Consider the following 24115-nt stretch of genomic DNA (forward strand, 5'->3'; position numbering starts at 1 on the left):
ATGCCAGACGAAATCAGTGACCTGAAATTCTTCTGCACCCTGGCCGCGGCAGGAAGCATCGCAGGTTGCGCGCGCGTTGTGGGCATGTCCTCCGCCGCGATGAGCCGCAGGCTCAGCGCGCTGGAAGCGCGTCTGGGCACCCGCCTCGTGACCCGTACCTCGCGTCATTTCGCGCTGACGGCCGAAGGGCTGCGGCTGCATGAACGCGCCGTGCGCATCATGGAGGAAATCGAGGAGGCTGAGGCGGAAGTCACGGCCCGGGCCGATATTCCGCACGGCCTGCTGCGGGTGGGGGTTCCCTCCGAACTGGGCCGCAAGAGACTGGCGGGTATCGTGGCGGCCTTTGTCGAAAAATATCCCGACGTGACCGTTCACCTGACGCTGTCCGATGCGGGGCTGGATGTCATTGATGACGGGCTGGATATCGCGATCCGCGCGGGCATGCCGCCCGATCAGGGGGTCATGGCGACCACGCTGATCAGCAGCCGCCGCGTGGTCTGTGCCTCTCCCGACTATCGCGCGCGCAGGGGACTTCCCGCGACACCGCATGACCTTCTGAAACATGACTGCATATGCCTGCTGCGCCGGCAGCGGATTTTCAACGAATGGGCCTATCACGATGGCAAGGTGCGCAAGGAAATCCATGTCACGCCCCATCTGGCGGCATCAAGCAGCGAGGTTGTCCATGACTGGGCCGTCAGTGGTCACGGCATTGCGCTGAAGGTGTTGTGGGACATCGCCGACGACCTGAAATGCGGTCGGCTGATTGAATGTCTTACGTCATATGCGTGGGAAGAAATCGTGCTGTGCGCGGTCTATCCCTCCCGCGCGCATCTGCCGTCGCGGACGCGGTTCTTTCTTGATTTTGTCCGTCAGGCCCTGCGGCACCGTGACTTCGTAACCTGAGCGAAGATTGCATGCATGTCGGCTTTCCATAGGGAAAGCCTGTGTATTTTTCAGGGAACATGCGTCGCTCTCCACTCGTTGGGGTCATGAGAGGGGTGTCGATTCACAAGGCTGAAGATCCTGTCGGCATCCCCTGCCCATCGCAGATGGAGGACGACCATGATACTCAGAAATTCGCGCCAGACAGACGCCGCCATGCATGTGGCGCACCCGCCTTCCGATGCCGTGACGCGCCGTGACGGCGGCAGTCTCGCGGGGCTTGCGATTGCGATCCTTGCGACCAATGGGGTGGAGGAAGTGGAACTGACCGATCCTGCCGCCGCCCTGCGGCAGGCGGGGGCGCGCACCGTTCTGGTTTCACCGCAGAGCGGGGAAATCCAGGCCATGGAGGCCGACGTCAATCCCACCAACCGCTATCATGTCGACATGCAGGTGGGACAGGCGCATGCCCATGATTTCGCCGGCCTTGTCCTGCCGGGGGGCACCACCAATCCCGATCACCTGCGCATGGATCGCGACGCGGTGCGCTTCGTCCGGGAATTCGTGCAGGAGGGCAAGCCGGTTGCCGCCATATGCCACGGGGCATGGACACTGATCGATGCCGAGGGCGTGCGGGGACATACGATGACATCCTGGCCTTCCCTGCGCACGGATCTGACGAACGCCGGGGCGCACTGGGTTGATCGTGACGTCGTGACCGATGGCATGCTGGTGACATCGCGCAACCCCGGCGACCTGAAGGTCTTCTGTCCCGCCATCGTGGCGATGTTTGCCTCTGCCCATGCGGCATCCCATGCGACGGCGGCCCAGATGCCGCAGGGGCATGCCACATGAAGGAAAACAGGACTTTTCTCAGATATTATGCAATCGGTACGCTGGCGATGGCGGGCGTGTCACTGGGGGCGGGCGTGGTTGCGTGGTGGCGGGGAAAACGCCAGTCGCGCATCGTCATCGCCACTGGCGAGTCCCCGACGGGCGGCACATCCGTGACACAGGAACCTGCCGAAACGGATGAAACCCGTCGCGTCGTGCGCAAGGTGCTGCAGTATTTCGTCATTCCGCTGTGGCTGGCCTCTGGCCTGACGGACTGGTGGTGCCATCGCCGCACCGACATCCAGCATACGACGGGCCTGAAGGAAACCGGCCTTCACCTGCTGATGCTGGGCGAGGCGGCTGTGCCTGTGCTGGCCGGGCTGTTTCTGGAAATCGACGTGCCGGTCCTGTCGCTGATGATCGCCACCTTTTTCGTGCATGAAGCGACGGCGATGTGGGATGTCAGTTATGCCGTGACGCGGCGCGATGTGCAGCCGGTGGAACAGCATGTCCACAGTTTCCTGGAGATGATTCCCCTGCTGGCGGTGTCGATGATTTCCGTCCTGCACTGGCCCCAGCTGGAGGCCCTGATGGGTCGCCGGGTCATGCCCCCTGCCCCGCTGCGCCTGAAACGCGACCCGCTGGGCCTGCCGTATGCCGCAGGTGCCCTGACGGCCATGGCAGTATTCGAGGTGCTGCCCTATTGCGAGGAAGCGTTGCGCGACTGGAAAGCAAATCCGGGGCGCCTTACCCCGCTCGCCTGAACAGACCTGATCGCATGCCCGACGCGCCGCCGGGGCAGGTACGGGCAATGCGATGCGGTTTCAGGTATAGGCGTACGAACCGCCTTTTTCCAGGGCGCGACAATAGGCGGGGCGCGCGCGTATGCGCTCCACAAAAAAGGTCACATGGGGGCGTGTCGCAATGGCGCGTGCCCGTGTTATCGCGATTTCCAGGGGAATGCTCATCTGGATATCGCAGGCCGTAAAGTCCGGGCCGGCGAACCATTCATGGGTCTGAAGCTCGGTTTCCCAGTAATCCATGTGCAGCCGGATCTGCGGGTCGATGAAACGCCGCTGGACGCCGCCGGAAATCAGCTTCGCGGCAGGCCACACGAAAAACGGGGCCTGTCGGGGTAGGCGCTGGAAAATCAGTTTCATCACCAGCGGCGGCATGGCCGATCCTTCGGCATAATGCAGCCAGTAGGTAAAACGCAGCCATTCGGGCGTTCCCGCCTGCGGCAGCAGGCGTCCATTGCCGTAACGTTCCAGTATGTATTCGATGATGGCCCCGCTTTCGGCAAGGGTGACATTCCCATCCGTGATGACAGGCGCCTTGCCGAGCGGATGCACCTTGCGCAGCGCGGCGGGCGCCAGCATGGTTTTCGGATCGCGCTGGTAGAAGCGTATTTCATAGGGCAGTTCCAGTTCCTCCAGCAGCCATAATACGCGCTGGGAACGGGAATTGTTCAGGTGATGCACGGTAATCATGGCGAAGCGTCCTTGTGCTTTCGCCCCCATTTCCAATGATGAGGGAACATGTTGCGCATGAAGTGCGTCAGCATCGCGACCTGAACGCGCCGACATTGAGAATGTTCATGCGCGGTTGCATCGCCGTCGGGAAAGACGGGCGGAAAAGATGGTCATGCAACACGCGACCGCGTTGCGCGTTGTCAGGACGCTTCCAAACGGACGTGGCGTTTGCGGCAGAGTTCCCGATTACCCAACCGTGGCGGTGTCCACGTTTCGGCGGTTCCCACGTTTTTCTGGCCGGGGAAAAGATCATTGGGGAAAATATCATGGAATTACCGGAAAATGAGGACCGGCGCGACACTTCCGCCGTAAACGACGCACCGGCGGGATCGCCACCCGACATGAAGACGCCGCGGCCCGATACGCCCACGCCGCTGATACGCAAACTTTCCGGATATGTAAGCAAGACAAGAAAAACCCTTTTTCGGCAATAGGGCCATCACGGGATGGCGGCCGTCTTGTGTGGTGACGGCTCGCCCCCTTCCCTTTTTCCGATGCCGCCTGCGGAGCATGGCATGGACGTGAATCCCACACTGACGCCACAGCCGTCCTCTGCTTCCGGGGCGTGGCGTGGCGGCGCGGACCTGCTGCGGCGTATCCTGCGCCGGGATCGCCATGGCGGGGCGCGTGGATGGCAGGATGATGCCTTCCCCCTCAAAAGCGAGATTTTTGGCGTCGAACGGCTTGAGGATCATGCCCGCAGCCTAGCGGTGGCGCAGAAGGTCGCGCCATTGCGGCCACATCGCTGGCCGCGGCAGCCATTATCGCGTCGGCTGGCGGATAACAGCGCCTTCCTGCGCGAGGCCGACATGGAAATCGCCCGGGCGATCACGCAGGGCCGTCCCCTGACGCCGGCGGCGCAATGGCTGGCGGATAACTATGCCCTTGTGGACATGCAGATCCGCGAAACCGCGCTTGATATTCCGGCGGGGTATTACGCACGCCTGCCCAAGCTTTCGAACGGTCCCTTTGTCGGGCTGCCGCGCATATTCGGCGTGGCATGGTCCTTTGTCGCCCATACCGACAGCCACCTTCAGCCGGAAACCCTGCGGCGCTATCTTCTGGCCTATCAGGAGGTGGAGGTCCTGACCATTGGCGAACTGTGGGCCGTGCCCATCACGGTGCGTATCGTCCTGATTGAAAACCTGCGCCGGGTTGTCGCGGCGATCATGAAAAACAATGCCAGCAGGCATGAGGCCGACAGGCTGGCGGACCATCTGGCCGAGGCACGCAGGAACGGGCGCCCCTCGATTTCGGACCTTCTGGCTTCTGTCGATCCGCTGGTCCTGACGCCTGCCTTCACCGCGCGGCTTGCCCATCGCCTGCGCGGGCTGGATCCCGAAAGGGATGCCGCCCTTGTCTGGCTGGAACAGAGGGTTGCCGACAGGGACAGCACGATTGACGCCGCCGTGCGCGAAGACCTACAGGAACAGGGGGCGTTCAATGCCACGATCCGCAACATCATCACCAGCCTGCGGCTGATCGCCGGCTATGACTGGACCAAGGCGTTCGAGCAGATCTGCCTGATCGATCGGGTATTTGCCGAATATGACAGCTTCACACAGGCGGACTTCGCCAGCCGGGATCTGTATCGCAAGGCGATAGAGGAGCTTTCGCAGGGCTGTGCCCATACGGAAATGGAGATTGCCCGCGCTTCTGTCACGCTTGCGCATCAGGCGCAGGGAACCTCTGCGGACGACCCGCGTCGGGGGGATCCGGGATATTACCTGTTGATGGCAGGACGTGCGGAGCTTGAACGGCTGCTGGGATTCCGGCCGGCTGCGCCGATGTGGATGGTGCGGACGTTCTGTGGGTGGGGGATTACGGGATACAGCGTGGCCGTCACCGTGCTTACGGTTGCGTTTCTTGCCCTGCCCCTGTGGCTGTCGCTGCCGCGCGTCGCGGATGTGCCGCCGGGCGTGCTGCTGGTGGTATTCCTGGCCTTCATTCCCACGACCGACGCGGCCGTTGCCTGCATCAACCGGCTGGCGCTGCAGGCGATCAGGGTCACGTCCCTGCCGGGGCTGGAACTGCGCGCGGGTATTCCGGTGGGCCTGCGCACCATGGTGGTCATACCCGTCCTGCTGACGACGCGCGCGACGGTTGCCGAACTGATCGCGCGGCTGGAGGTGCATTATCTGGCCACGCGCGATGATTCGGTCCATTTCGCGTTGCTCAGCGACTGGACGGATCATGACAGCGCCCATGCGCCGGATGACGACATCCTGCTGACCCTCGCGACCGAGGGGATTGCGCGCCTGAACCAGAAATATGGCCCGACCGCAGGGGGACAGCGCTTTGTGCTGCTGCACCGCCGGCGGGTATGGTGCGGGAGCGAGCGCGCATGGATGGGATGGGAACGCAAGCGCGGCAAGCTGCATGAACTCAACCGCCTGCTGCGCGGGTCGACCGACACGACCTTCCTTGCGGACCCGGCCCGCGTCCTGCCGAACGATATCAGGTATGTCGTCACCCTTGATGCCGATACGCGCCTGCCGCTGGAGACGGTGCGGCGGCTGGTCGGAAAGATGGCGCATCCGCTGAACCGCCCGCGTTTCGATCACATGACGGGACGGGTGGACGAGGGATACGCGATCATGCAGCCACGCGTGACGCCCGCCCTGCCGGTCGGTCACAAGAACACCCTTTTCCAGCGTGCATTTTCCAGCGCCAGCGGCATCGATGCCTATTCCGCCGCCGTATCCGACCTGTATCAGGACATGTTCGGCGAAGGGTCTTATGCCGGCAAGGGCATTTACGACATTGATGCGTTCGAGGCCGCGCTGGCCCATCGCGTGCCGGATTCCACGATGCTGAGCCATGACCTGTTCGAGGGGATTTTCGCGCGCGCGGGCCTTGTTTCCGACATCGAGGTGGTCGAGGAGGCCCCGACCGATTATCTGGTCGCGGCACAGAGGCTCCATCGCTGGACGCGGGGGGACTGGCAGCTGCTGCCGTGGATCTTTTCAGGAATTCGCCGTCCCAGCGACCCACGGCTCCGCCTGTCGGGCATTTCGCGCTGGAAAATGGCGGACAACCTGCGCCGGACGTTATGCGCCCCCCTTCTTATGGTGGCATTTGTCGTCTGCTGGCTTCTGTCGCTGCATGACGCATTCGTCTGGACGTTCTTCCTTCTGTCCATGATGGCGCTGCCGGTTTTCCTGCCGGTCCTGGCGGATTTCGTTCCACGACGGGAATGGATAACGCTGCGCAGCTATGGCAGCGTCCTGCTTGCCGATGCGACCGATGCCGCCGTGGTGACCTGCCTCAACATCACATTCGTGGCCCATCAGGCCTACCTGATGGGCGATGCGATCGTGCGTACGCTGGTACGGGTTTTCATCACGCGGCGTTACCTGCTGCAGTGGATTCCCGCGGCACAGGTCATATCAGCCAGCCGCGCGGGGGTGGCGGGGTACTATCGACGGATGCTGTCCGCCCCCCTCCTCTCCCTCGGGATCATTGACGTGATCGCGCATCTTGCGCCGTGGAGCCTGTTTATCGCGGGGCCGCTGACATTCCTGTGGGGCGCGTCCCCCGCCGTGGCGATGTGGGCCAGCAGGCTGCCTGTCATATATGCCCGCTCCCGTCCCTCGCGCACCGACATTCGCTCCCTTCGCATGGTTGCCCGGCGTACCTGGAGATTTTTCGAAACCTTCGTGACGCCCGCGGACAACATGCTGCCCCCCGACAATTTTCAGGAAGATCCCGATCCGGTCCTCGCGCGGCGGACATCGCCCACCAATATCGGGCTGTACCTCCTGTGCGGCGTCAGCGCGCGTGACTTTGGCTGGGCCGGGATGAACGATACCCTCGACAGGCTGGAGGCGACGTTCGCCACACTGGAAAAAATGCGTCGCTATCGCGGGCATTTCTATAACTGGTACGATACATCGGACCTTGCGCCGCTGGAGCCGGTCTATGTCTCCACGGTCGATAGCGGCAACATGGCGGGACACCTTGTAACGCTGGCAAGCGCCTGTCGCCTGTGGCGCGAAAGGAATGTCGATACCCCCGCCCCCACATGGCGCGAGGGGGTTTCCGATGCGCTCAACATCGCCATTACCGACCTGACATTCCGCAATGGCGTCCGCCTGTCCCTTTCTTCGTCTGAAAAAAATCTGGTCCGGGCGCTTTCCGGTCTCAAGAACGCGGTGCTTTCCGCGCCGCAGAAGGCGCTGGCCGCTGATCTTACCCTTCTGCTGGAACGCGCGCGGACGATCGTGAAACAGGCTGCCGGCATAAGGTACACATTGCCCGATGACGGGGTGAAACCGCAGGCCGATCCGCTTTTCTGGGCGCAGGCCGCGTTGCGGAGCATCGAAAGCCACCTGCGTGACCGAACGCAGGTGGCCGGCCCATCAGTGGCGGCGCGGCTGGAGGTTCTGGAACATCGGGCCGTGCGCATGGCGCAGGAAATGGAATTCGGGTTCCTGTGCAATGAATCGCGAAAGCTGCTTTCCATCGGTTTTGTGGTTGCCGAAGATGCGCAGGATGCCAACTGTTACGACCTTCTGGCGTCCGAGGCGCGGCTGGCGGTCTTTTTCGCCATTGCGAAGGGCGACATGCCGGCCAATGACTGGTTCCGGCTGGGCCGCGCCATAACGCCGGTCGGCAATGGTGCGGCGCTGGTGTCATGGTCGGGGTCGATGTTCGAATACCTCATGCCCTCGCTTGTCATGCGCGCGCCCATAGGAAGCCTGCTGGAACAGACCAACAAGCTGATCGTGCGATGCCAGATTTCCTATGGACAGGCACGCGGCATTCCGTGGGGAATTTCGGAATCCGCGTATAACGTGCGCGATCTTGAATATACCTATCAGTATTCGAATTTCGGCGTGCCGGGGCTGGGCCTAAAACGCGGCCTGGGGCAGGATATGGTCGTCGCCCCCTATGCCACCATGCTGGCCGCCATGATCGACCCGCAAAAGGCGGTGGCCAACCTTTCCGTGCTTGACAGGACCGGCGCGCAGGGGCGGTACGGGTTTTACGAATCCCTCGATTATACCCCCGATCGCGTTCCCGATCATCATCGCGTGGCGATCGTGCGTGCCTACATGGCCCATCATCAGGGGATGTCCATCCTTGCCGCCGCCGACACGGTGATGAACGGCATCATGCGTTCGCGTTTCCACGATGACCCGGCCATTGCCGCGGCCGAACTCCTGCTGCAGGAACGCGCGCCCCGCACCGGCGCGGTCGCGCGCGCCCTTCCCTCGGAAGAGGTGATCTCCACCCCCACCGGGCCAAAGACGGCGTCCGCCGGACGGTATTACAGCAGCCCCGACACACCCGAACCCATGACCCACCTTCTGTCGAACGGACGATATACCGTCATGCTGACCGCCGCCGGGTCGGGATACAGCCGGTGGCAGGGACAGGCGGTGACCCGGTGGCGGGAGGATCCGACGCTGGATAATTTCGGATCCTACATCTACCTGCGCAACACCCATACGGGACAGGTCTGGTCCGCCGGGCACCAGCCCTGTGGCGCGCGGGCGGATGATTACGCCGTCGTGTTTCATGAGGACCGCGCGGAATTCGCCCGGCGCGACGGGGCGCTGACCACGACGATGGAGGTCATGGTCTCTGCCGAGAATGATGCCGAAGTACGTCAGGTATCGCTTTTCAACGGCGGCAGCGACACGGTGGAGGTCGAAATCACGTCCTATGCCGAACTGGCCCTCCTGCCACAGGACGCGGACATGGCGCATCCCGCGTTCACCAAGCTGTTCGTGCAGACGGAGTATTTGCCTGAATCCGGCGCCCTGCTTGCCACCCGGCGGCGGCGCACCCCTGATGAACCCGAAATCTGGGCCGCGCATCTGGCGGTATGTGCCACGCCCGTTCAGGTGGAAACCGACCGCACGCGTTTTATCGGGCGTGGACATGATGTCCGCTCCCCCGCCGCGATCATGGCGCGTCAGGCGCTGTCGGGACAGACCGGCACGGTGCTGGACCCGGTATTTTCCATTCGTGGCACGGTTGTCGTCAGGCCCGGCGCGATGGCGCGGATCACGTTCTGGATGCTGGTCGCATCATCGCGGCAGGCCCTGCTGGACCTGATCGACACCCACAGGGACCAGGCCGCGTTCGAACGCGTGCGGACCCTGGCATGGACCCAGGCGCAGGTACAGCTGCGGCATCTGGATATCGCCCCCACCGAGGCCGACCTGTTCCAGCGCCTGGCGGGGCACATCCTGTTCGCGGGGCCGTCGCTGCGTGCGTCGGGCGCCAGTATCATCAGGGGGGCAGGATCGCAGCCCGTTCTGTGGGAACAGGGAATTTCGGGTGACCTGCCGATCCTCCTTCTGCGGATAAAGGATAATGCCAATACGGAAATCGTGCGCAGCCTGCTGCTGGCCCACGAATATTTCCGGATGAAGCAGCTGGCGGTTGACCTTGTCATCCTGAACGAACATCCCTCCTCCTATCTTCAGGATCTTCAGGTATCGCTGGATGACCTGGTGCGTTCGACAACCAGGGCGGCGGCAGGCGGGGGATCGGTGCGCACATTGCGGGCGGACCTGATTTCCCCCGCCCTGCGCGACATGCTGGTCTCAACGGCCCGGGTGGTGCTTTCGGCGCGGCATTCCCTTGTGGAACAGCTGGATCAGGCGGAACGGCAGCCCCCCCGTGGTGCCGCGCCCATGGTGCCCGCATACCCGCCACCCGTGCGTGCCCCGGGGGCGCCGGTCATTCCCGAACTGGAGTTCTTCAACGGATTTGGTGGCTTTGCGGAGAACGGGCGTGAATATGTCGTGGTTCTGGCGCCCGGACGGATGCCGCCCGCGCCATGGATCAACGTGATCGCAAACGACGTCTTCGGCTTTCAGGTCTCGGCCGAGGGGCGTGGCTATACCTGGTCGCAGAACAGCCGGGAGCATCAGATCACGCCATGGTCGAACGATCCGGTCAGCGATTATTGCGGGGAACATATCTATTTCCACGATCAGGCTACGCACGAACTGTGGTGTCCGACTGCCGCCACCCGCCGGGACGCGGGGGCCACCTATGTCGCGCGGCATGGCTGGGGCTATACCCGCCATGAACGGGTGGCGCACGGGATTGCCAGTTTGCTGCTGCAGTACGTGCCCGTGACCGATCCAATCAAGATTTCACGCATACAGCTGCATAACCTTTCCACGCGCGCGCGGACCCTGTCCATCACCGCCTATGTAGAATGGGTGATGGGACGCGCACGGGGAAATACGGCACCGTTCATCACGACCCGGATCGACCCGCAGACCGGGGCGCTGTTCGCGCGCAACCAGTGGGACGTGACATACGCCCCCCGTGTCGCCTTTGTGGACATCGGCGGATACAGCACGGCGTCATCGGGCGATCGCGCGTCCTTTGTCGGGCGCAATGGCACGCTGGACTCCCCGGCGGCATTGCGCGATCCCGCAGGGATCAATGGCCCGACCGGTGCGGGGATTGACCCGTGCGGGGTCGTCCAGACGGTCGTGACATTGCCGCCCGACGGGCGGGTGGAGATTGTCGTCCTGCTGGGCGAAGCGGAGGACGAGGACGCGGCCCGTCGCCTTGTCACGCATTATCGCGCCACCAGCCTTGATGTCGTCCTGCATGAGGTCACGACGCAGTGGGAAAGGCTGACCCATTCGATCCAGGTGCGGACCCCCGACCGCGCCATGGACATCATGCTCAATGGCTGGCTGCTGTACCAGACGCTCAGCAGCCGGGTGCGCGCACGGGCGGGATTTTACCAGGCCAGCGGCGCGTTCGGCTTTCGCGACCAGTTGCAGGACGGCATGGCGCTTGTCCCCGCATGTTCCGCGCGTGTGCGGGAGCATCTGTTGCGTGCGGCGTCGCGCCAGTTCGTCGAAGGCGATGTCCAGCACTGGTGGCTGCCGCAGACGGGGGCCGGGGTGCGGACCCATATTTCCGATGACTGCGCATGGCTTGCCTATACAGTGGCCCATTATGTGCGGGTCAGTGGGGATATGGCGGTGCTGGATGAACCGCTTGCCTTCCTTCAGGCCCCCCTTCTGCCGCAGAGCGAGCATGACCGTTTCAGCGTGCCTGAAATCTCGACGCAGGTCGGGTCCCTGTTCGAACATTGCGCCCGCGCGCTGGAGCATAGCCTGCGCGTGGGGGAACACGGGCTTCCGCTGATGGGAACGGGTGACTGGAACGACGGCATGAACCGCGTGGGGGAAAAGGGGCGCGGCGAAAGCGTCTGGCTGGGGTGGTTCCTGCACACCACGCTGATGACGTTCATCCCCCATGCACGCGCCCGCCACGAAAATGCGCGTGCCGATGCATGGCAGGCCCATGCGGATGCGCTGGCCCAGGCGCTGGAACAGACGTGGGATGGGGACTGGTACCTGCGTGCCTATTTCGATGATGGCACGCCGCTGGGTTCGCATGCGAATGTGGAATGTCAGATCGACGCCATTTCACAGTCATGGGCCGTCCTGTCCAACGTGGCGGCGCCGCAACGCGCCACGCACGCCATGCAGTCCGTGCTGCAGCGTCTGACGGGAAAGCCGCCGGGCCTTGTCCTTGTTCTTGCCCCACCCTTTGACGTTACCGGTCCTGATCCGGGTTATATTCGGGGGTATCCGCCGGGCATCCGCGAAAATGGCGGCCAGTACACGCATGCCGCCCTGTGGACCGTCATGGCCGTGGCCCGGCTGGGGGATGGCAGCCGCGCGCATGCCCTGTTCCATGACCTCCTGCCCATCACACACGCCCTGTCGCTGCACGAAGCGGAGATTTATCGTCTGGAACCCTATGTCGTGGCGGCGGATATCTATTCCCGCCCCCCGCATGAACGCCGGGGAGGATGGTCGTGGTACACGGGATCGGCCGGATGGATGCAGCGCGTGGGATGCGAAACCCTGCTGGGGATACGGATCGAGGGCGAGGAACTGGTGATCGACCCATGCATCCCGACATCGTGGGAAGGGTACGACGTCACGATCCTCTGGCGCACGGCGCGCTATGTGATCAGGGTCCATAATCCCGATCATGTCAGCCGGGGAATCCGTGAACTGGATGTGGATGGAAAGATCCTGGGCGGTACCGATCGCGTGATGATGTCGGATGATGGCCGGACGCATGCCGTATCTGTCATGCTTGGATAAATACAGGACAATACGGACATATTTTGAAAAATAATAATCTGTATATGTATAATTCTTGGAAGATGTTTATCCGGAATGAATCTGTATTCAGGTTTTTACAATATTAATCGTCCATATTAAAATAAAACATACACATAAATAAGAAATAATTCATATTTGAATGTCATATATTCACGATGTATTGACGTTGAAAATATATCCTGATGATCTAAATCTATAACCAGAATGCAAAAAACAAAATGTAAAATAAGATATATTCATATTTTTATGACATAACGAATACATGAGAAGAGCGATGTCAGAACATCAGGACGATACGGAAAAGCATGGCGGGCATCGGCATTTTCATATGCCTCATATGCATTTACCTCATTTCCATCTTCCTCATGTGCGATTGCCGCATATTCACTGGCCGCATTTCCATATTCACTTCCATGACCGCCCCCTGTCGGGGGAACCGCATCCCGAACGCCCGTTTCACTGGCGGCTTTACTGGTGCGAGGCCCTTGCGACGGCCGTCCTCATGATCGTGGGGCTTGTATGTGTCATACTGCTGACTGCGCCCGACACGTTCCTTGGCCGCATGCTTGCCCCCTATCCCAATATCCAGACGGCGCTGTGTGGCCTGTGTTTCGGCATGGCCGGCACCGCAGCGGCGATGACGCCGTTTGGCAAGATCAGCGGGGCGCACCTTAATCCCTCCGTCACGCTTGCCTTCATGCTGTCGAAGAAAATTGTCTGGATCGACGCCCTGGGATATGCCATCGCGCAGGTTATCGGCGCCCTGTTCGGGACCGCCGCCGTGTATGGCATGGGCATGGTTTTTGCCTCATGGCGTAACCTGTCGGCCGAAGTGCACTATGGCGCGACCATTCCCTATACCAAGATTTCAGTCTGGTATGCGCTGGGGTCCGAGGCACTGGTGACCGGACTGTTGATCATAACCCTCTACTGGCTTGCGGCCCATCCCCGATACAAGGCCGTGACGCCGTGGATTGGCGGGATCTTCTTTCTGGTCATGAATCCGATTACCGCATGGCTGTCAGGCAACAGCGTCAATTTTGCCCGCAGCCTTGCCCCCGCCCTGTTCGCAGGGGAATGGACCAACCTGTGGATCTACCTGATCGGACCTTTCGCCGGTTCGTCGCTGGCGGTTCTGGCGATCCAGTTCGATCTTTTTGGCAAGATCCACCTTCTGGAGGCGCGGCTGGTGAATTTCGGCCATCATGGCCGTGTGCCGCATCTGGATGATCCGCATTTCAAGCATGCCGCGCCGGAGCATTACGATGCCTATCGCGCGCATCTGGAGGAACTGGCGAAGCTGAAGGCGCAAAAGAACGCCGCTCAGCAGGATACGTGAAGCAGACCCGTGACATGACGCCGTTCAGGGGGGCGCCATAGCTTCGCGAGGTTGCCAGTTCGTCCGCGTCCTTCCGCGCAGATTTACCCCCACGGATGAATGAACGGGACAGGCATGGCATTGTCTGTCCCCTTGACCGGAAGCAACATGCCACGGCCTGCGCTGCGGGCTGTCAGCGTGAAGCACGTCATGTGCAGATGCGGGCGCTCCCTCTGTTCCGAGGCGTCTGGCCTTTCCGGAATTGGTCACAAAATCTGTATCTGTGACTTGAAACCTATGAACTCCACGTTCTTGAGGTTTCTTTGTGCATTTGGATGGAAATAGATCTGGAAGTCCGGCGCCAGCACCACGCCGCGCATGACATGGATCTGATAGTCCGTTTCAAAGATGGTCGCGTGGCCCTGCACCCCTGTCGCATGGTTTGGCGCCGTTTTTTCCGGCACCATGTTGAGGTCCAGCATATCCGTAGCCGAAACACCCGGAGCAATTTTTACATAGGTCATGACGACGCCCAGGGAATCATAGGGCCTGCTTCTGAGAAAGCCGCGATCAACGAATGCCACATATGTTTCGTAATTACGCAGCGATGTGCGCGGATCGTTATAGATCACGCCCGCCATCGTGGTCAGGCCCCCTTCGGCGTTGGAATAGGAATGATGGAGGAGTTTCTGGTCAATTTCAAACCATGTGCTCCATGTCTGCTGGTGGTTGCGGGCGGTTTTTCCTGAAATGGCATAAGGCTGCCCTGCATCATCATAGTAATTGTCCGGATTGGGGGCGGAAATCAGCTGTGCGCCAATCTTGTAATGTCCTGGCAATTTATGCTGACGGCCAAACAGGGGTTCCCATCCGAATTCAACCGGAGCAAGCTGCCCCACGATATTGGATGAATTGAAATGAAATCCCGTCCGATGCTGACTGTTGGCGTAAATCCCGCGTTCGGCGAAATAGACGCCCGCCTGTATGTAGATATAGCGGGACGGACGCCCACGAACGCGAAAACCCCACTCCCCCGCCGGATAGGACGTAATGTACTGATTATCGATGGCTGCCTTGGGCCGTCCGCAGAAACTGTTGTTCTGGAAGTTGCAGAAAAGCGAACTGGCGCTGAACTCGCTCATTTCCGTCAACCGGCCACCGGCAATGCTGACGCGACCGCCCAGCAGATTTTCTTCTCCATACGCCGTCACCAGATGGACGACGACATTTCCACCGCCCCCGTATATTTCCGATGAATGCGCCAGCCAGTCACCCATCATCCGGTTGGCGGTCGTGCCATATCTGCTGGTAAACAGCGCATGGGTGGCAAATCCTTTCAGCCCGATGATTTTTTCCCAGTTGATATGCAGGGCGGTATTGACCTGTCCTGCATTACTTGATCCCTGCCTGTAATTCGGATGACCGGGTGTCGGGGCGGAAACGGCATCCGTGTATTCATTGGTATTATCCATTGTCAGGGCAATGCCGCGTGCGCGCAGCCATGACGTCATGCCGAATGGATCTGAAAACATTGCTTCCGGTCGTGAAAATGCCGGAACGACAGGCGAATTCGACGGATGAGCCATAAGAGGCGTCGCCACGCGCAGCTTGGTATCGCTGTTTGAATTGTCCTGAAAAGTCTGCGCCGTCGCCTGACCACATACCATCATGCCTGCGACGGCAATGATCCGGACTGCTGTTCTGGAAACCAGTTTTTGACGATAGAATGCCATAACCACTGTAAGGAGCGTACGCATCCATTCTGATCCGGTTGAATCCATTTATGGTATTGAAAATAAATCTTCCAATACTGAAAAATTATTTTGGAATTTAGGGTGATGTCGGGAATGAGGCAGTCGCTTTCGGTGCGACTGCCTGTGACAACATATGGTGAATACGCCCGCGCCGGGCGTATCCTGCACGCAGTACGTCTGCTCAGATCACGGCGGTCGGCAGGGGCTGGTCCGCAAAATGGGCGGCGAGGTTCTTTACAACCAGTTGGCCCATTGCCAGTCGTGTTTCCACCGTTGCGCTGGCACGATGGGGCTGCAATACCGTGCGGGCCGAATGGCGCAGTGCCGCAGGCACTTCGGGTTCATGTTCGAAAACATCAAGCGCCGCGCCACCCAGCTTTCCTGCCTCCAGCACCTGCGCCAGGGCCTGTTCATCCACGACCGAACCACGGGCAACATTGACCAGAAAGCCTTCTGGCCCTACCGCTTCCATGACTTCGCGGTTGACAAGGTGTCGCGAACCCGCGCCACCCGATGCAGCAACCACCAGAACCTCGCTCTCTTGCGCCAGGGTTTTCAGGTCCGGCACAAACGTATGATCCTTCAGGCCGAAATCCCGCAAATCAGTATAGGAAACAGGCATTGCAAAAGCCTGGGCACGATGGGCGATCGCCCGGCCGACCTGCCCCATGCCGATAATCCCCAGCTTCCTGCCCGTCACCTTGCGTCCCAGCGGCGGGACGGATTTTTGGCCCCATTCCCCGTCACGCACGTACCGATCCCCTGCGGGCAGGCCCCGCAACAGCGACAGGATCAGCCCGATTGCCATATCCGCGACGTCATCGGTCAGGACACCCGGTGTGGTGGTGACGCGGATATTGCGTTCTTTGGCCTGCGTCAGGTTTACGGCATCCGTGCCAATTCCGTTTATGGCAATGATTTCAAGGGCGGGCAGGCTGTCCATGACGGCCTGTGGCACGCCGGTGGCACCGCCCGTCGCAATGCCGCGTATGTTGCCCGCGATGTCCTTCAGTTGCGTAATCGAAGTAAAGCGATGCACGGTATAGGCCGCGTCAAGCTGTCTTTCGATCTCGGGCATCATCGGTTCAATCAGCAGAATTTCTGGTTTCATAATTTCAGGTTTCCAGTTCAGGAAAGATGGGCATGCACGCTGCCAATACCGGGAAAGTCGGCCTCGATTTCGGTATCATGCCCGACAAAAATGGTTCCGGTCGTTGAACCAGTCGTGACAACGCTGCCGGCGGAGATGCCGATTTTCCGACGCGAGGCATGATTGGCCAGCCACACCAGCAGCCGCAGGGGATCGCCTGCGGAATTGCCACCGGCATGGTCGGCCACGGTCCGGTTATTGATGGCCAAAACCACCCGTTGCGTCACCGGCGTGAATTTGCGCCATTGCGTCACCCCCTGCCCCACGATCAGGGCACCGTGGCTCTGCTGGTCCGCAGTGTGAAGAAGCTTGTGCTGCGAACCGGGTTTTTCAAAACGGGTATCCAGAATCTCGATGGCTGGATGGATCGTGCCGATGGCGTCAAGTACCTCGTCACGGGTCCATTCCCCGGCGCGCGGCGGCAAGGCGCGGTCAAACCGATAGACGATTTCGGCTTCCACGCCCCGATGGCGGCAAAGGTCGGCCGGGATGACGGCGCCGTCGTTGAACAGGGTGGCAGCATGGATGGGCGCGCAGAATGGTTCTGAATCAGGGGTTTCCGATCCGACTTTCCATCCCGCAACCGGCCCGAGATGACGCCCCACCTCATCCTGTATGGCATAGGCTTCCTCGATGGAGCGCGGGATCAGGCTGTCAGGGACGCAGGCGGGTGGTGTGGCCGTTCCATTGCGCACGGACTGCAGCAGGTGCGCGACATCAGACGACATAACGGTGTGCATGTACATATTTTCCATAATGAAATAAAAATGAACTATAGAATGTCGTGCTGTTCAACGAGATCACGGTCGCGACATTCTGGAATAATAAAAGTCGTGCCGATGGTAATGCCGGCAAGAAACATGACATAGACCGAAATGGGCAGCCATGACATCTGGCCCGGATGCGCCGCGTTCGGGGAAAAGGTCGCAACCCACCTGATGATGCACGAACCGACCAGCGGGGTCAGGCCACCGGCGATAACGGCCGAAACCTCACGCGACATCGACACGGCCATGTAGCGGTGCCGGGCGCCAAACATTTCCGGCAGCATCGCGGCCTGCGTTCCGAACATGCCCCACGTGGTCACCCCCAACGCCACAGACAGGGCGATCACGGCCGGCAGGGGACGCCCGGTGCTGAAGGCATACCATACCGGCAGCGCCGTCACGGCCTGCAGGATGGCAAAGGTGCGGTATGTCCTTATCCGCCCGAACCTGTCGCTCAGCATGCCTGCGGCGGGAACGGTAAAGCCACCGATGACGGCAGCCGTGATCAGCGATGTGGTCCCCCACAGTCCGGACAGGCCCATCGTATTGACAAGATAGCTGATGGCCAGCACCTGATAGATGGACGAACCGCCATTTTCAGCCATCCTGACGCCAATTCCCGCCAGGATCGTGCGCCACGAACTCCGCAGGAGGGAGACCAGCGACTCACGCTCTTCCGCCACCTTGCGCTGGATGGTCTCGAAAGTGGGGGATTCCTTGAGTTTCAGGCGCATGTAAAGCGCGACCACCAGGATGACGGCGCTCACCAGGAACGGCAGCCGCCATATCCATGAATGCGTGATGTCCGTCACCCCGAACAGCAGGCTGCAATAGACCAGTGCCGCGATGATCGTGCCGATCTGGATACCCAGGAACGGCAGCGATGCATAAAAGCCGCGCTGACCAAGGGGGGCGTATTCCGTCATCATCACGGCAGCGCCCGCCTGTTCCGCCCCTGCCCCAAGTCCCTGAAGCATTCTGGCCGTAATCAGCAGGACGGGCGCCCATATCCCTATTGTCTGATAGGTGGGAATCAGCCCGATGGCCGTGCTGGCAAGCCCCATCAGGGTGACCGTCATCAGCAGGACCTTTTTACGGCCGATATGATCCCCAAGCCGGCCGAAGATGATTCCGCCGATGGGACGCACGGCAAATCCGACAAAATAGGTCGCGAAGCTGGCGATAAGGCTGGTGACCGGCGTGGTCGACGGGAAGAAAAGTGGCCCGAAAACCAGTGCCGAGGCCAAGCTGTAGAGCGCGAAATCATAATATTCCAGCGCACTTCCCAACGAGCATGTCCATGCCGCGCGACGCAGTTCGCTTACCGTCAGGGTAAAGCGGACCGGGGGAGACATTATCCGGCCATCTGCGCCGATGGCCCCGAATGCTGCTTGTGTCATGGGATTTCCACTTCGATCTGACGACCCGTACGGGCCGATTCACGAATGGCCAGCGCGATGGCCAGGGCGGCAAGGCCATCTTCGCCGGTCGCGGCAGGGTGCCCCGTGCCCCACACCGCACTGCTGAATGCAGAAAGCGCATAGTGATAAAGATTGTGATGCTGAAACGGTATTTCCCGTTCCCCATCGGCGTTGCGCATGAACAGCCGGCCCGCAGGCCGCTGGCTCATGCAGTCACGACCGATCAGGACGCCCCCGCTCCCATAGAATTCCACCCCCCCTTCGGAGAATGGGACGGTATAGGAGCCATGGATCTGCACCAGCACATCGCCGGGAAAACGCATGACGACCATGATGCCGTCCTCCACGCCATCGTGGGCAAGGCGACCGCTCTGTGTCATGGCCATGACATGCGTCGGGTTGCTTCCGATCAGGAAACGCAGCGTGTCGATGTCATGGATCGTGCTGTCGAGGATCAGCCCGCCCCCGTCGGGATCGTTGACGCGCCAGCCATGCAGGGCTTCGGGCAGGAAATTGGCATGGAACACCCGCACGGCATTGAGCCTGCCGATTGTCCCTTTCTGCAGAAGCTGCCGCAGTTTCTGGTGCATGGCATTGCAGCGCAGGTGATGGTTGATCCCCAGCACCACCTCCGCCTCCCGACAGGCGACAATCATTTTTCGGGCATCAGCCACATCAAGGGCGATCGGCTTTTCACACAGGACATTTTTCCCTGCCGCCGCGGCCGCCAGTGTCTGGCTGCAGTGAAACTGGTTGGCGGTGCTGATATAGACGGCATCCACCTTCCTGTCCGTCAGGATCGTGTCGATATCCGTCGTATGGGCGGGAATGTCGTTTTCAGCCGCAAATCCGGCGCCGCGTTCTTCGCTTGAACTCAGCACGTTCAGGATCGTGCTGTCAGGTTGCGCGCGAATGGCGTCGATAATCCATTGCCGTGCCACGTTACTCGCGCCAATCAAAGCCCAACCGATTGGGGTATTCATTGGATAAACAGGGACAATTTCAGGCCCTCTCCATTATATGGGCACGCTTCCCCCGTGGGGGACGTGTCTTTTGTTGTCAGTTGTGGGAAGCAGCTGAATGTTGAATTTTTATTTATTAATTATTGCCCTGTGTTCGGTAACGGGCGACGACTTACTTCAAACGTCACCCTGCCGGGCCGGTTTTTTCAGGCTGAAAACAAAATTGTGAAAGTCAGGCGCGCGGATCCATATGTCCCCTGTTCAGCCACCTGCAGGCCGGGCGCTGCCTGCGGGGGGCATAATGGTGCCGCCTTTTGCCAGCATGCTGACCAGAAGCGAGGTCTGTCCCGCGTTCCATGCCATGTCGAGCAGGCTGCCGGGAATCTCCACATTGCCTTTTGGCGCAAGCATTTCCATCGCATAGGTGGTCAGCCGGCTGTACCTGCCAGCCGTATAGGTCACGCCGCGCTTCCTGCCAGACCTACCGGGGGGATAGAGCAAGAACAGCGGATCGTCCGGCGACATGACCACCGGCGTGAAATCGGGTTCGTACCAGTCCACCATGGCATCATAATAATGATCGCGCCCCGGCTTCATCGGCGCGTCCGTTCCACTGGTTCCGACAACCAGGACCAGTTGCACCCGACAGCGTGAACCGATGATGGCCAGCGCCCGGTCCAGCATGGCTTTCGGCGATGTGTGGCCCGTAATATCCCCTATGATACCGTCAGTATCATGGTCTGTCAGGACGGCAACCGCCCCGCATTCCGCCAGCCGTTCGGCCAGGGTGGGCGCATCCAGATCCCCGCCCAACACGACATGCACCGCGCCGATACGGATACAGGCGAGGACTGCAACCATACTTTCGACCATCAGCGGCAGATGGATCGCAACCCTGTCGCCGCGTTCCACGCCCTGATCCGTCAGGGCATTCGCCAGACGGCAGACCTCTTCATGCAACGTCCTGTAGGAGATTGTCCGCCTGTCCGGCCGTGCATCCGTCCCATGCCAGGATATCGCGGCCCTGTCCGCATGATCGCCAAGATGACGGTCAACGCACAGGGCGGAGATATTCAGCACCGGAGGATCATATTGCGTCAGCGGGTGGATGCGCGACATGCCCGCGTAATCCACCGGTTGCCCAAAACGCTGCCGCGCATGGGCGACAGGCAGGATGGAGACGTTATCATAAGTTTTGCCGATCATGGACCTGCTTCCCGTCGTTCAACCGCCCCGGCACCCGCGATGCGCGGCGCAGCAGTCAATTAAAGGAGAGGGTGTGCGTGACTTGTACGGATGAAAGTGATGCCGGGCGTGGTGCCGCCCGGCATCAAGTCGGGAATGCCATCGGACGCATTGCGGAATTCCACAAAAACATGTCGTCCATCGGGGCTTTTGCCCGGTCATGGCATTTCATCGGTACTGTCCCTGTTTCTTTTTCTTGTCCCGGACTGTGACAAATCGCGGTTGCGGGCGGAAGACGTTTTGCCGTTTAAAGGTGCGAACGCCACGGTGCGAATTGCAAAGATTGCGAAGATGAAAAAACCCGCCACCAAAACCTTTACCGGATCGCGTATCCGTCATCAGCGCAACCGCACGGGCATGACGCAGAGCGCCCTTGCCGCAAGGCTTGGCATATCTGCCAGCTACCTCAACCAGATCGAACATGACGTCAGGCCGCTGCCGCTGCCGCTGCTCAATGCGCTGTGTGACATCTTTTGCGTGGGCGCGGATTATTTCAGCGATACCGAGGAAACACGCGGCATACAGACCCTGCGCGAGATAATGGCCGATCCCGTCTTTGACATGCAGGCCGTCAGGCTGGACAGCATTCAGGCCGCCATGCGCGTCGCGCCCGATCTGTGCGCGCAGTTCATCCGGCTTTACCGTGCCTACCTGCTGCAGCAGGAGCATACCGCCACGCCGCTGGTCGGCAGCAGTCCCCCGCCACGCGCCGGCGCGTCGGGCACGCCCGACCGGGTGGAGCCGTACGAGGCCGTCAGTGACTGGGTGCAGGCCCAGCGCAATTATTTTGACGAGGTCGATCGCACGGCTGAACATCAGTTCGAACAGATGCGACTGGATGACGGCAGCCCGGCGGAGCAGCTTGCCCGCTACCTGCTGGACCATCATGGCATCCGCACCGAGGTTGACCTCAGCCTGAACCACAAGGGCCTGATGTGGCGGATGGACCGGCGGCAGCGCACCCTGTTCCTGTCGCGCATCGTGCCTTCGGAAAGCAGTACGTTCTGGATGGCGCAGGCACTGGGGCAGATTGAACATCAGGACGTGTTCGCGCGCACCATCCGCCGCTCCCGCCTGCGTGAGAGCGAGGCCCGGGGACTGGCGCGTGTCTATCTGACCAACTATTTCGCCGGGGCGCTGCTGCTGCCTTATGAGCGGTTTCGTATAACCGCCCACGAAGTGCGCCATGACCTGGAACGGCTGCAACGCCATTTCGGCGTCAGTTTCGAGCAGGCCTGCCACAGGCTCAGCACCATGCAGCGGCCGGGCAGCGAGGGGATTCCCTTCTACTTTCTCAAAACGGACATAGCTGGCAACATCCTCAAAAGTTTCAGCGCAAACCGCTTTACCCAGTCCCGTTTCGGTGGCCCTTGCCCGCTGTGGAATATTTTCCGTGCGTTCAGCACGCCCCTGCAGGTGCAGGTCCAGATGTCACAGACGACCGATGGCGCCGTCTATCTCAACATCGCGCGCACCGTCGGACGCAGCAGCATCTCCTACCTTGATCGCCCGCGCCTGACTGCGGTCGTTCTGGGCTGTTCCATCGCGGATGCCGAACACCTTGTCTATTCCGCGGGCCTCGACCTTAAAGATCCGCGTATGATCATTCCCATCGGGCCGGGCTGCCGCGCCTGCACGCGCGAAAACTGCCACCATCGCGCGTTGCCCATGGTCGGCCATCGTGTCGATATCAATAACGAAGGACGCGGCATCGCCCCCTATCGCACGGCGCAGTAAGGGGCTGGCCTTGACGGGGAAGATGCCACCTGACGGGAAACCTGATTGCCTGACGCTTCGTTAGGAAGCGGCGGCGGCCGAGCGGTGGAGATCATGGCGATGCCCGTTTCGCCATTCCTTGCCCGAGGTCGCCGCGCTGACCCAGAAAGAACCATGGAAATGGCTTTCCCGTCCTGTAACCCATGCCCTGTGGCGGTTGCACGCGGCGAAAGCCCTGTAACAGGCGGGGAGCGCCCAGAACGTGGATAGTGTGGATAATAATGTAGGGTATGAAGAGGCCACCTTTTCCCTGAGCAAGGCACTGGTCATCCATGCCCCGCATGACCTGAGGCTGGACCCGGCCTCCCTGCCCTCTCCCGGACCCGATGAAGTGCGGGTGGACATGGCCTGGGGCGGCATATGCGGCTCCGACCTGCATTATTTCGCACACGGGGGCGTCGGCGCGTCCGTATTGCACGCCCCCATGGTTCTGGGGCACGAAGTTTCAGGCACCATTGGCGCGATGGGGCGCGATGTGAAAGGCTTTGCCGTGGGCGAGGCCGTCGCCATCCATCCGGCGCGGCCCTGCGGTTACTGTCCCGAATGTGCGCGGGGACAGCGGAACCTGTGCCGCAACATGCAGTTTCTGGGAAGTGCCGCGCGCGATCCCCATACCGACGGCGGCTTTCGCCGTGCGATGATCGTCAGGGCGACGCAACTGCACCATCTTCCCCCTGGACTTGATCTGCGCCGGGCCTGCCTTGCCGAGCCCTTGTCCGTGGCCCTGCATGCCATTGCGCGCGCGGGCGATGTGCGGGGGCGTGACGTGATGGTACAGGGGGCGGGGCCAATCGGGCTGTTATTGGTCGCAGGACTGGCGCATCACGGGGCAGGACGGATCGTGGCAACCGATCTGGAGGATTTTCCCCTGCAACGCGCGGGCAGGCTTGGCGCGGATGCGTGGCACAACACCCGCCATGTCGCGGTGGAGGAAGAATTCGATATCGTGTTCGAAGCCACCGGCGTGCCAGCCGCCCTGCCAACGGCCATAGCCCGTACGCGACGCGGTGGCATTCTGGTGCAGGTTGGCATGTTCCCGCCGGGGGATGTGGCGGTGCCGATTGCACAGATCATCAGTCGTGAACTCGATTTCAGGGGAACCTTCCGTTTCGACATGGAATTTGACGCGGCCCTTGCCTTGCTGGCCGAACGTCCCGAAATCGCCGATATTCTGGTCACGCAGCAGTTTCCCCTGCGCGATTTCGCCACAGCCTTTGCCGTTGCGCCTGATCGCAGGCAGGCGACCAAGGTCCTGCTATCCCTGCGCGATCAGGAAACTGCCTGAAAACAGTCCATTGATAGAAATGGCAAAAGTTTTTGGGGGCACATTTTTCAAAAAA

15 protein-coding genes are annotated in these 24115 nt (G+C 60.9%); 8 read left to right on the plus strand and 7 right to left on the minus strand.

The genetic code is table 11. From position 1 onward, the window contains the following. The 3 genes from NJLHNGOC_RS03385 to NJLHNGOC_RS03395 all read left to right on the plus strand — a co-directional run bounded on the left by NJLHNGOC_RS03385 (position 1) and on the right by NJLHNGOC_RS03395 (position 2483). Positions 1-906: a LysR family transcriptional regulator gene (locus NJLHNGOC_RS03385; RefSeq protein ID WP_113595102.1), complete on the plus strand. Its 906-nt coding sequence runs from the start codon at positions 1-3 to the stop codon at positions 904-906. 159 nt (positions 907-1065) lie between these two features. Then, on the plus strand, positions 1066-1740 hold the full coding sequence (locus tag NJLHNGOC_RS03390; RefSeq protein ID WP_113595103.1) for a type 1 glutamine amidotransferase domain-containing protein: 675 nt from the start codon (positions 1066-1068) through the stop codon (positions 1738-1740). Further along, complete coding sequence (locus NJLHNGOC_RS03395; RefSeq protein WP_113595104.1) at positions 1737-2483, plus strand: hypothetical protein; 747 nt, start codon at positions 1737-1739, stop codon at positions 2481-2483. Before NJLHNGOC_RS03390 ends, NJLHNGOC_RS03395 begins: the two co-directional genes overlap by 4 nt. 60 nt (positions 2484-2543) lie before the next feature. On the opposite strand, the gene NJLHNGOC_RS03400 is transcribed toward NJLHNGOC_RS03395, so the two are convergent. Next, positions 2544-3209 carry a glutathione S-transferase gene (locus NJLHNGOC_RS03400; protein WP_113595105.1) on the minus strand — a complete coding sequence of 222 codons (666 nt, stop codon included), beginning with the start codon at positions 3207-3209 and terminating at the stop codon, positions 2544-2546. A gap of 203 nt (positions 3210-3412) precedes the next feature. On the opposite strand from NJLHNGOC_RS03400, the gene NJLHNGOC_RS03405 reads away from it, so the two are divergent. The 3 genes from NJLHNGOC_RS03405 to NJLHNGOC_RS03415 all read left to right on the plus strand — a co-directional run bounded on the left by NJLHNGOC_RS03405 (position 3413) and on the right by NJLHNGOC_RS03415 (position 13721). Beyond that, positions 3413-3685: a hypothetical protein gene (locus NJLHNGOC_RS03405; protein WP_113595106.1), complete on the plus strand. Its 273-nt coding sequence runs from the start codon at positions 3413-3415 to the stop codon at positions 3683-3685. A gap of 81 nt (positions 3686-3766) precedes the next feature. Continuing rightward, a complete protein-coding gene (locus NJLHNGOC_RS03410) occupies positions 3767-12361 on the plus strand; it encodes a GH36-type glycosyl hydrolase domain-containing protein (RefSeq protein WP_113595169.1) in 8595 nt (2864 codons plus the stop codon). A 388-nt stretch (positions 12362-12749) separates the two neighbouring features. After that, complete coding sequence (locus NJLHNGOC_RS03415; RefSeq protein ID WP_239021300.1) at positions 12750-13721, plus strand: MIP/aquaporin family protein; 972 nt, start codon at positions 12750-12752, stop codon at positions 13719-13721. Positions 13722-13966: 245 nt separating this feature from the next. On the opposite strand, the gene NJLHNGOC_RS03420 is transcribed toward NJLHNGOC_RS03415, so the two are convergent. The 6 genes from NJLHNGOC_RS03420 to NJLHNGOC_RS03445 form a co-directional block, all read right to left on the minus strand. Beyond that, a complete protein-coding gene (locus tag NJLHNGOC_RS03420; protein ID WP_239021301.1) occupies positions 13967-15232 on the minus strand; it encodes a carbohydrate porin in 1266 nt (421 codons plus the stop codon). Between the two features lie 403 nt (positions 15233-15635). After that, complete coding sequence (locus NJLHNGOC_RS03425; RefSeq protein ID WP_113595107.1) at positions 15636-16565, minus strand: 2-hydroxyacid dehydrogenase; 930 nt, start codon at positions 16563-16565, stop codon at positions 15636-15638. A gap of 17 nt (positions 16566-16582) precedes the next feature. After that, the gene (locus NJLHNGOC_RS03430) at positions 16583-17344 is read right to left on the minus strand and encodes a 2-keto-4-pentenoate hydratase (RefSeq protein ID WP_113595172.1); all 762 of its coding nucleotides are present in this window, start codon (positions 17342-17344) and stop codon (positions 16583-16585) included. 32 nt (positions 17345-17376) lie between these two features. Continuing rightward, positions 17377-18726, minus strand: coding sequence for an MFS transporter (locus tag NJLHNGOC_RS03435; RefSeq protein ID WP_239021302.1), 1350 nt, complete (start codon positions 18724-18726; stop codon positions 17377-17379). 41 nt (positions 18727-18767) lie between these two features. Beyond that, positions 18768-19775: a Gfo/Idh/MocA family protein gene (locus NJLHNGOC_RS03440; RefSeq protein WP_113595109.1), complete on the minus strand. Its 1008-nt coding sequence runs from the start codon at positions 19773-19775 to the stop codon at positions 18768-18770. 240 nt (positions 19776-20015) lie between these two features. Then, the gene (locus tag NJLHNGOC_RS03445; protein ID WP_113595110.1) at positions 20016-20960 is read right to left on the minus strand and encodes an AMP-binding protein; all 945 of its coding nucleotides are present in this window, start codon (positions 20958-20960) and stop codon (positions 20016-20018) included. Between the two features lie 330 nt (positions 20961-21290). On the opposite strand from NJLHNGOC_RS03445, the gene NJLHNGOC_RS03450 reads away from it, so the two are divergent. Together NJLHNGOC_RS03450 and NJLHNGOC_RS03455 are read left to right on the plus strand one after the other, a co-directional pair. Continuing rightward, positions 21291-22736: a helix-turn-helix transcriptional regulator gene (locus NJLHNGOC_RS03450; protein WP_113595173.1), complete on the plus strand. Its 1446-nt coding sequence runs from the start codon at positions 21291-21293 to the stop codon at positions 22734-22736. Between the two features lie 250 nt (positions 22737-22986). Next, positions 22987-24060, plus strand: coding sequence for an L-idonate 5-dehydrogenase (locus tag NJLHNGOC_RS03455; RefSeq protein ID WP_206059698.1), 1074 nt, complete (start codon positions 22987-22989; stop codon positions 24058-24060). Positions 24061-24115: the final 55 nt, after the last annotated feature.

Origin of the sequence: Novacetimonas cocois (genome assembly GCF_003311635.1) — a bacterium.
In the GTDB taxonomy this organism is placed as follows: domain Bacteria; phylum Pseudomonadota; class Alphaproteobacteria; order Acetobacterales; family Acetobacteraceae; genus Novacetimonas; species Novacetimonas cocois.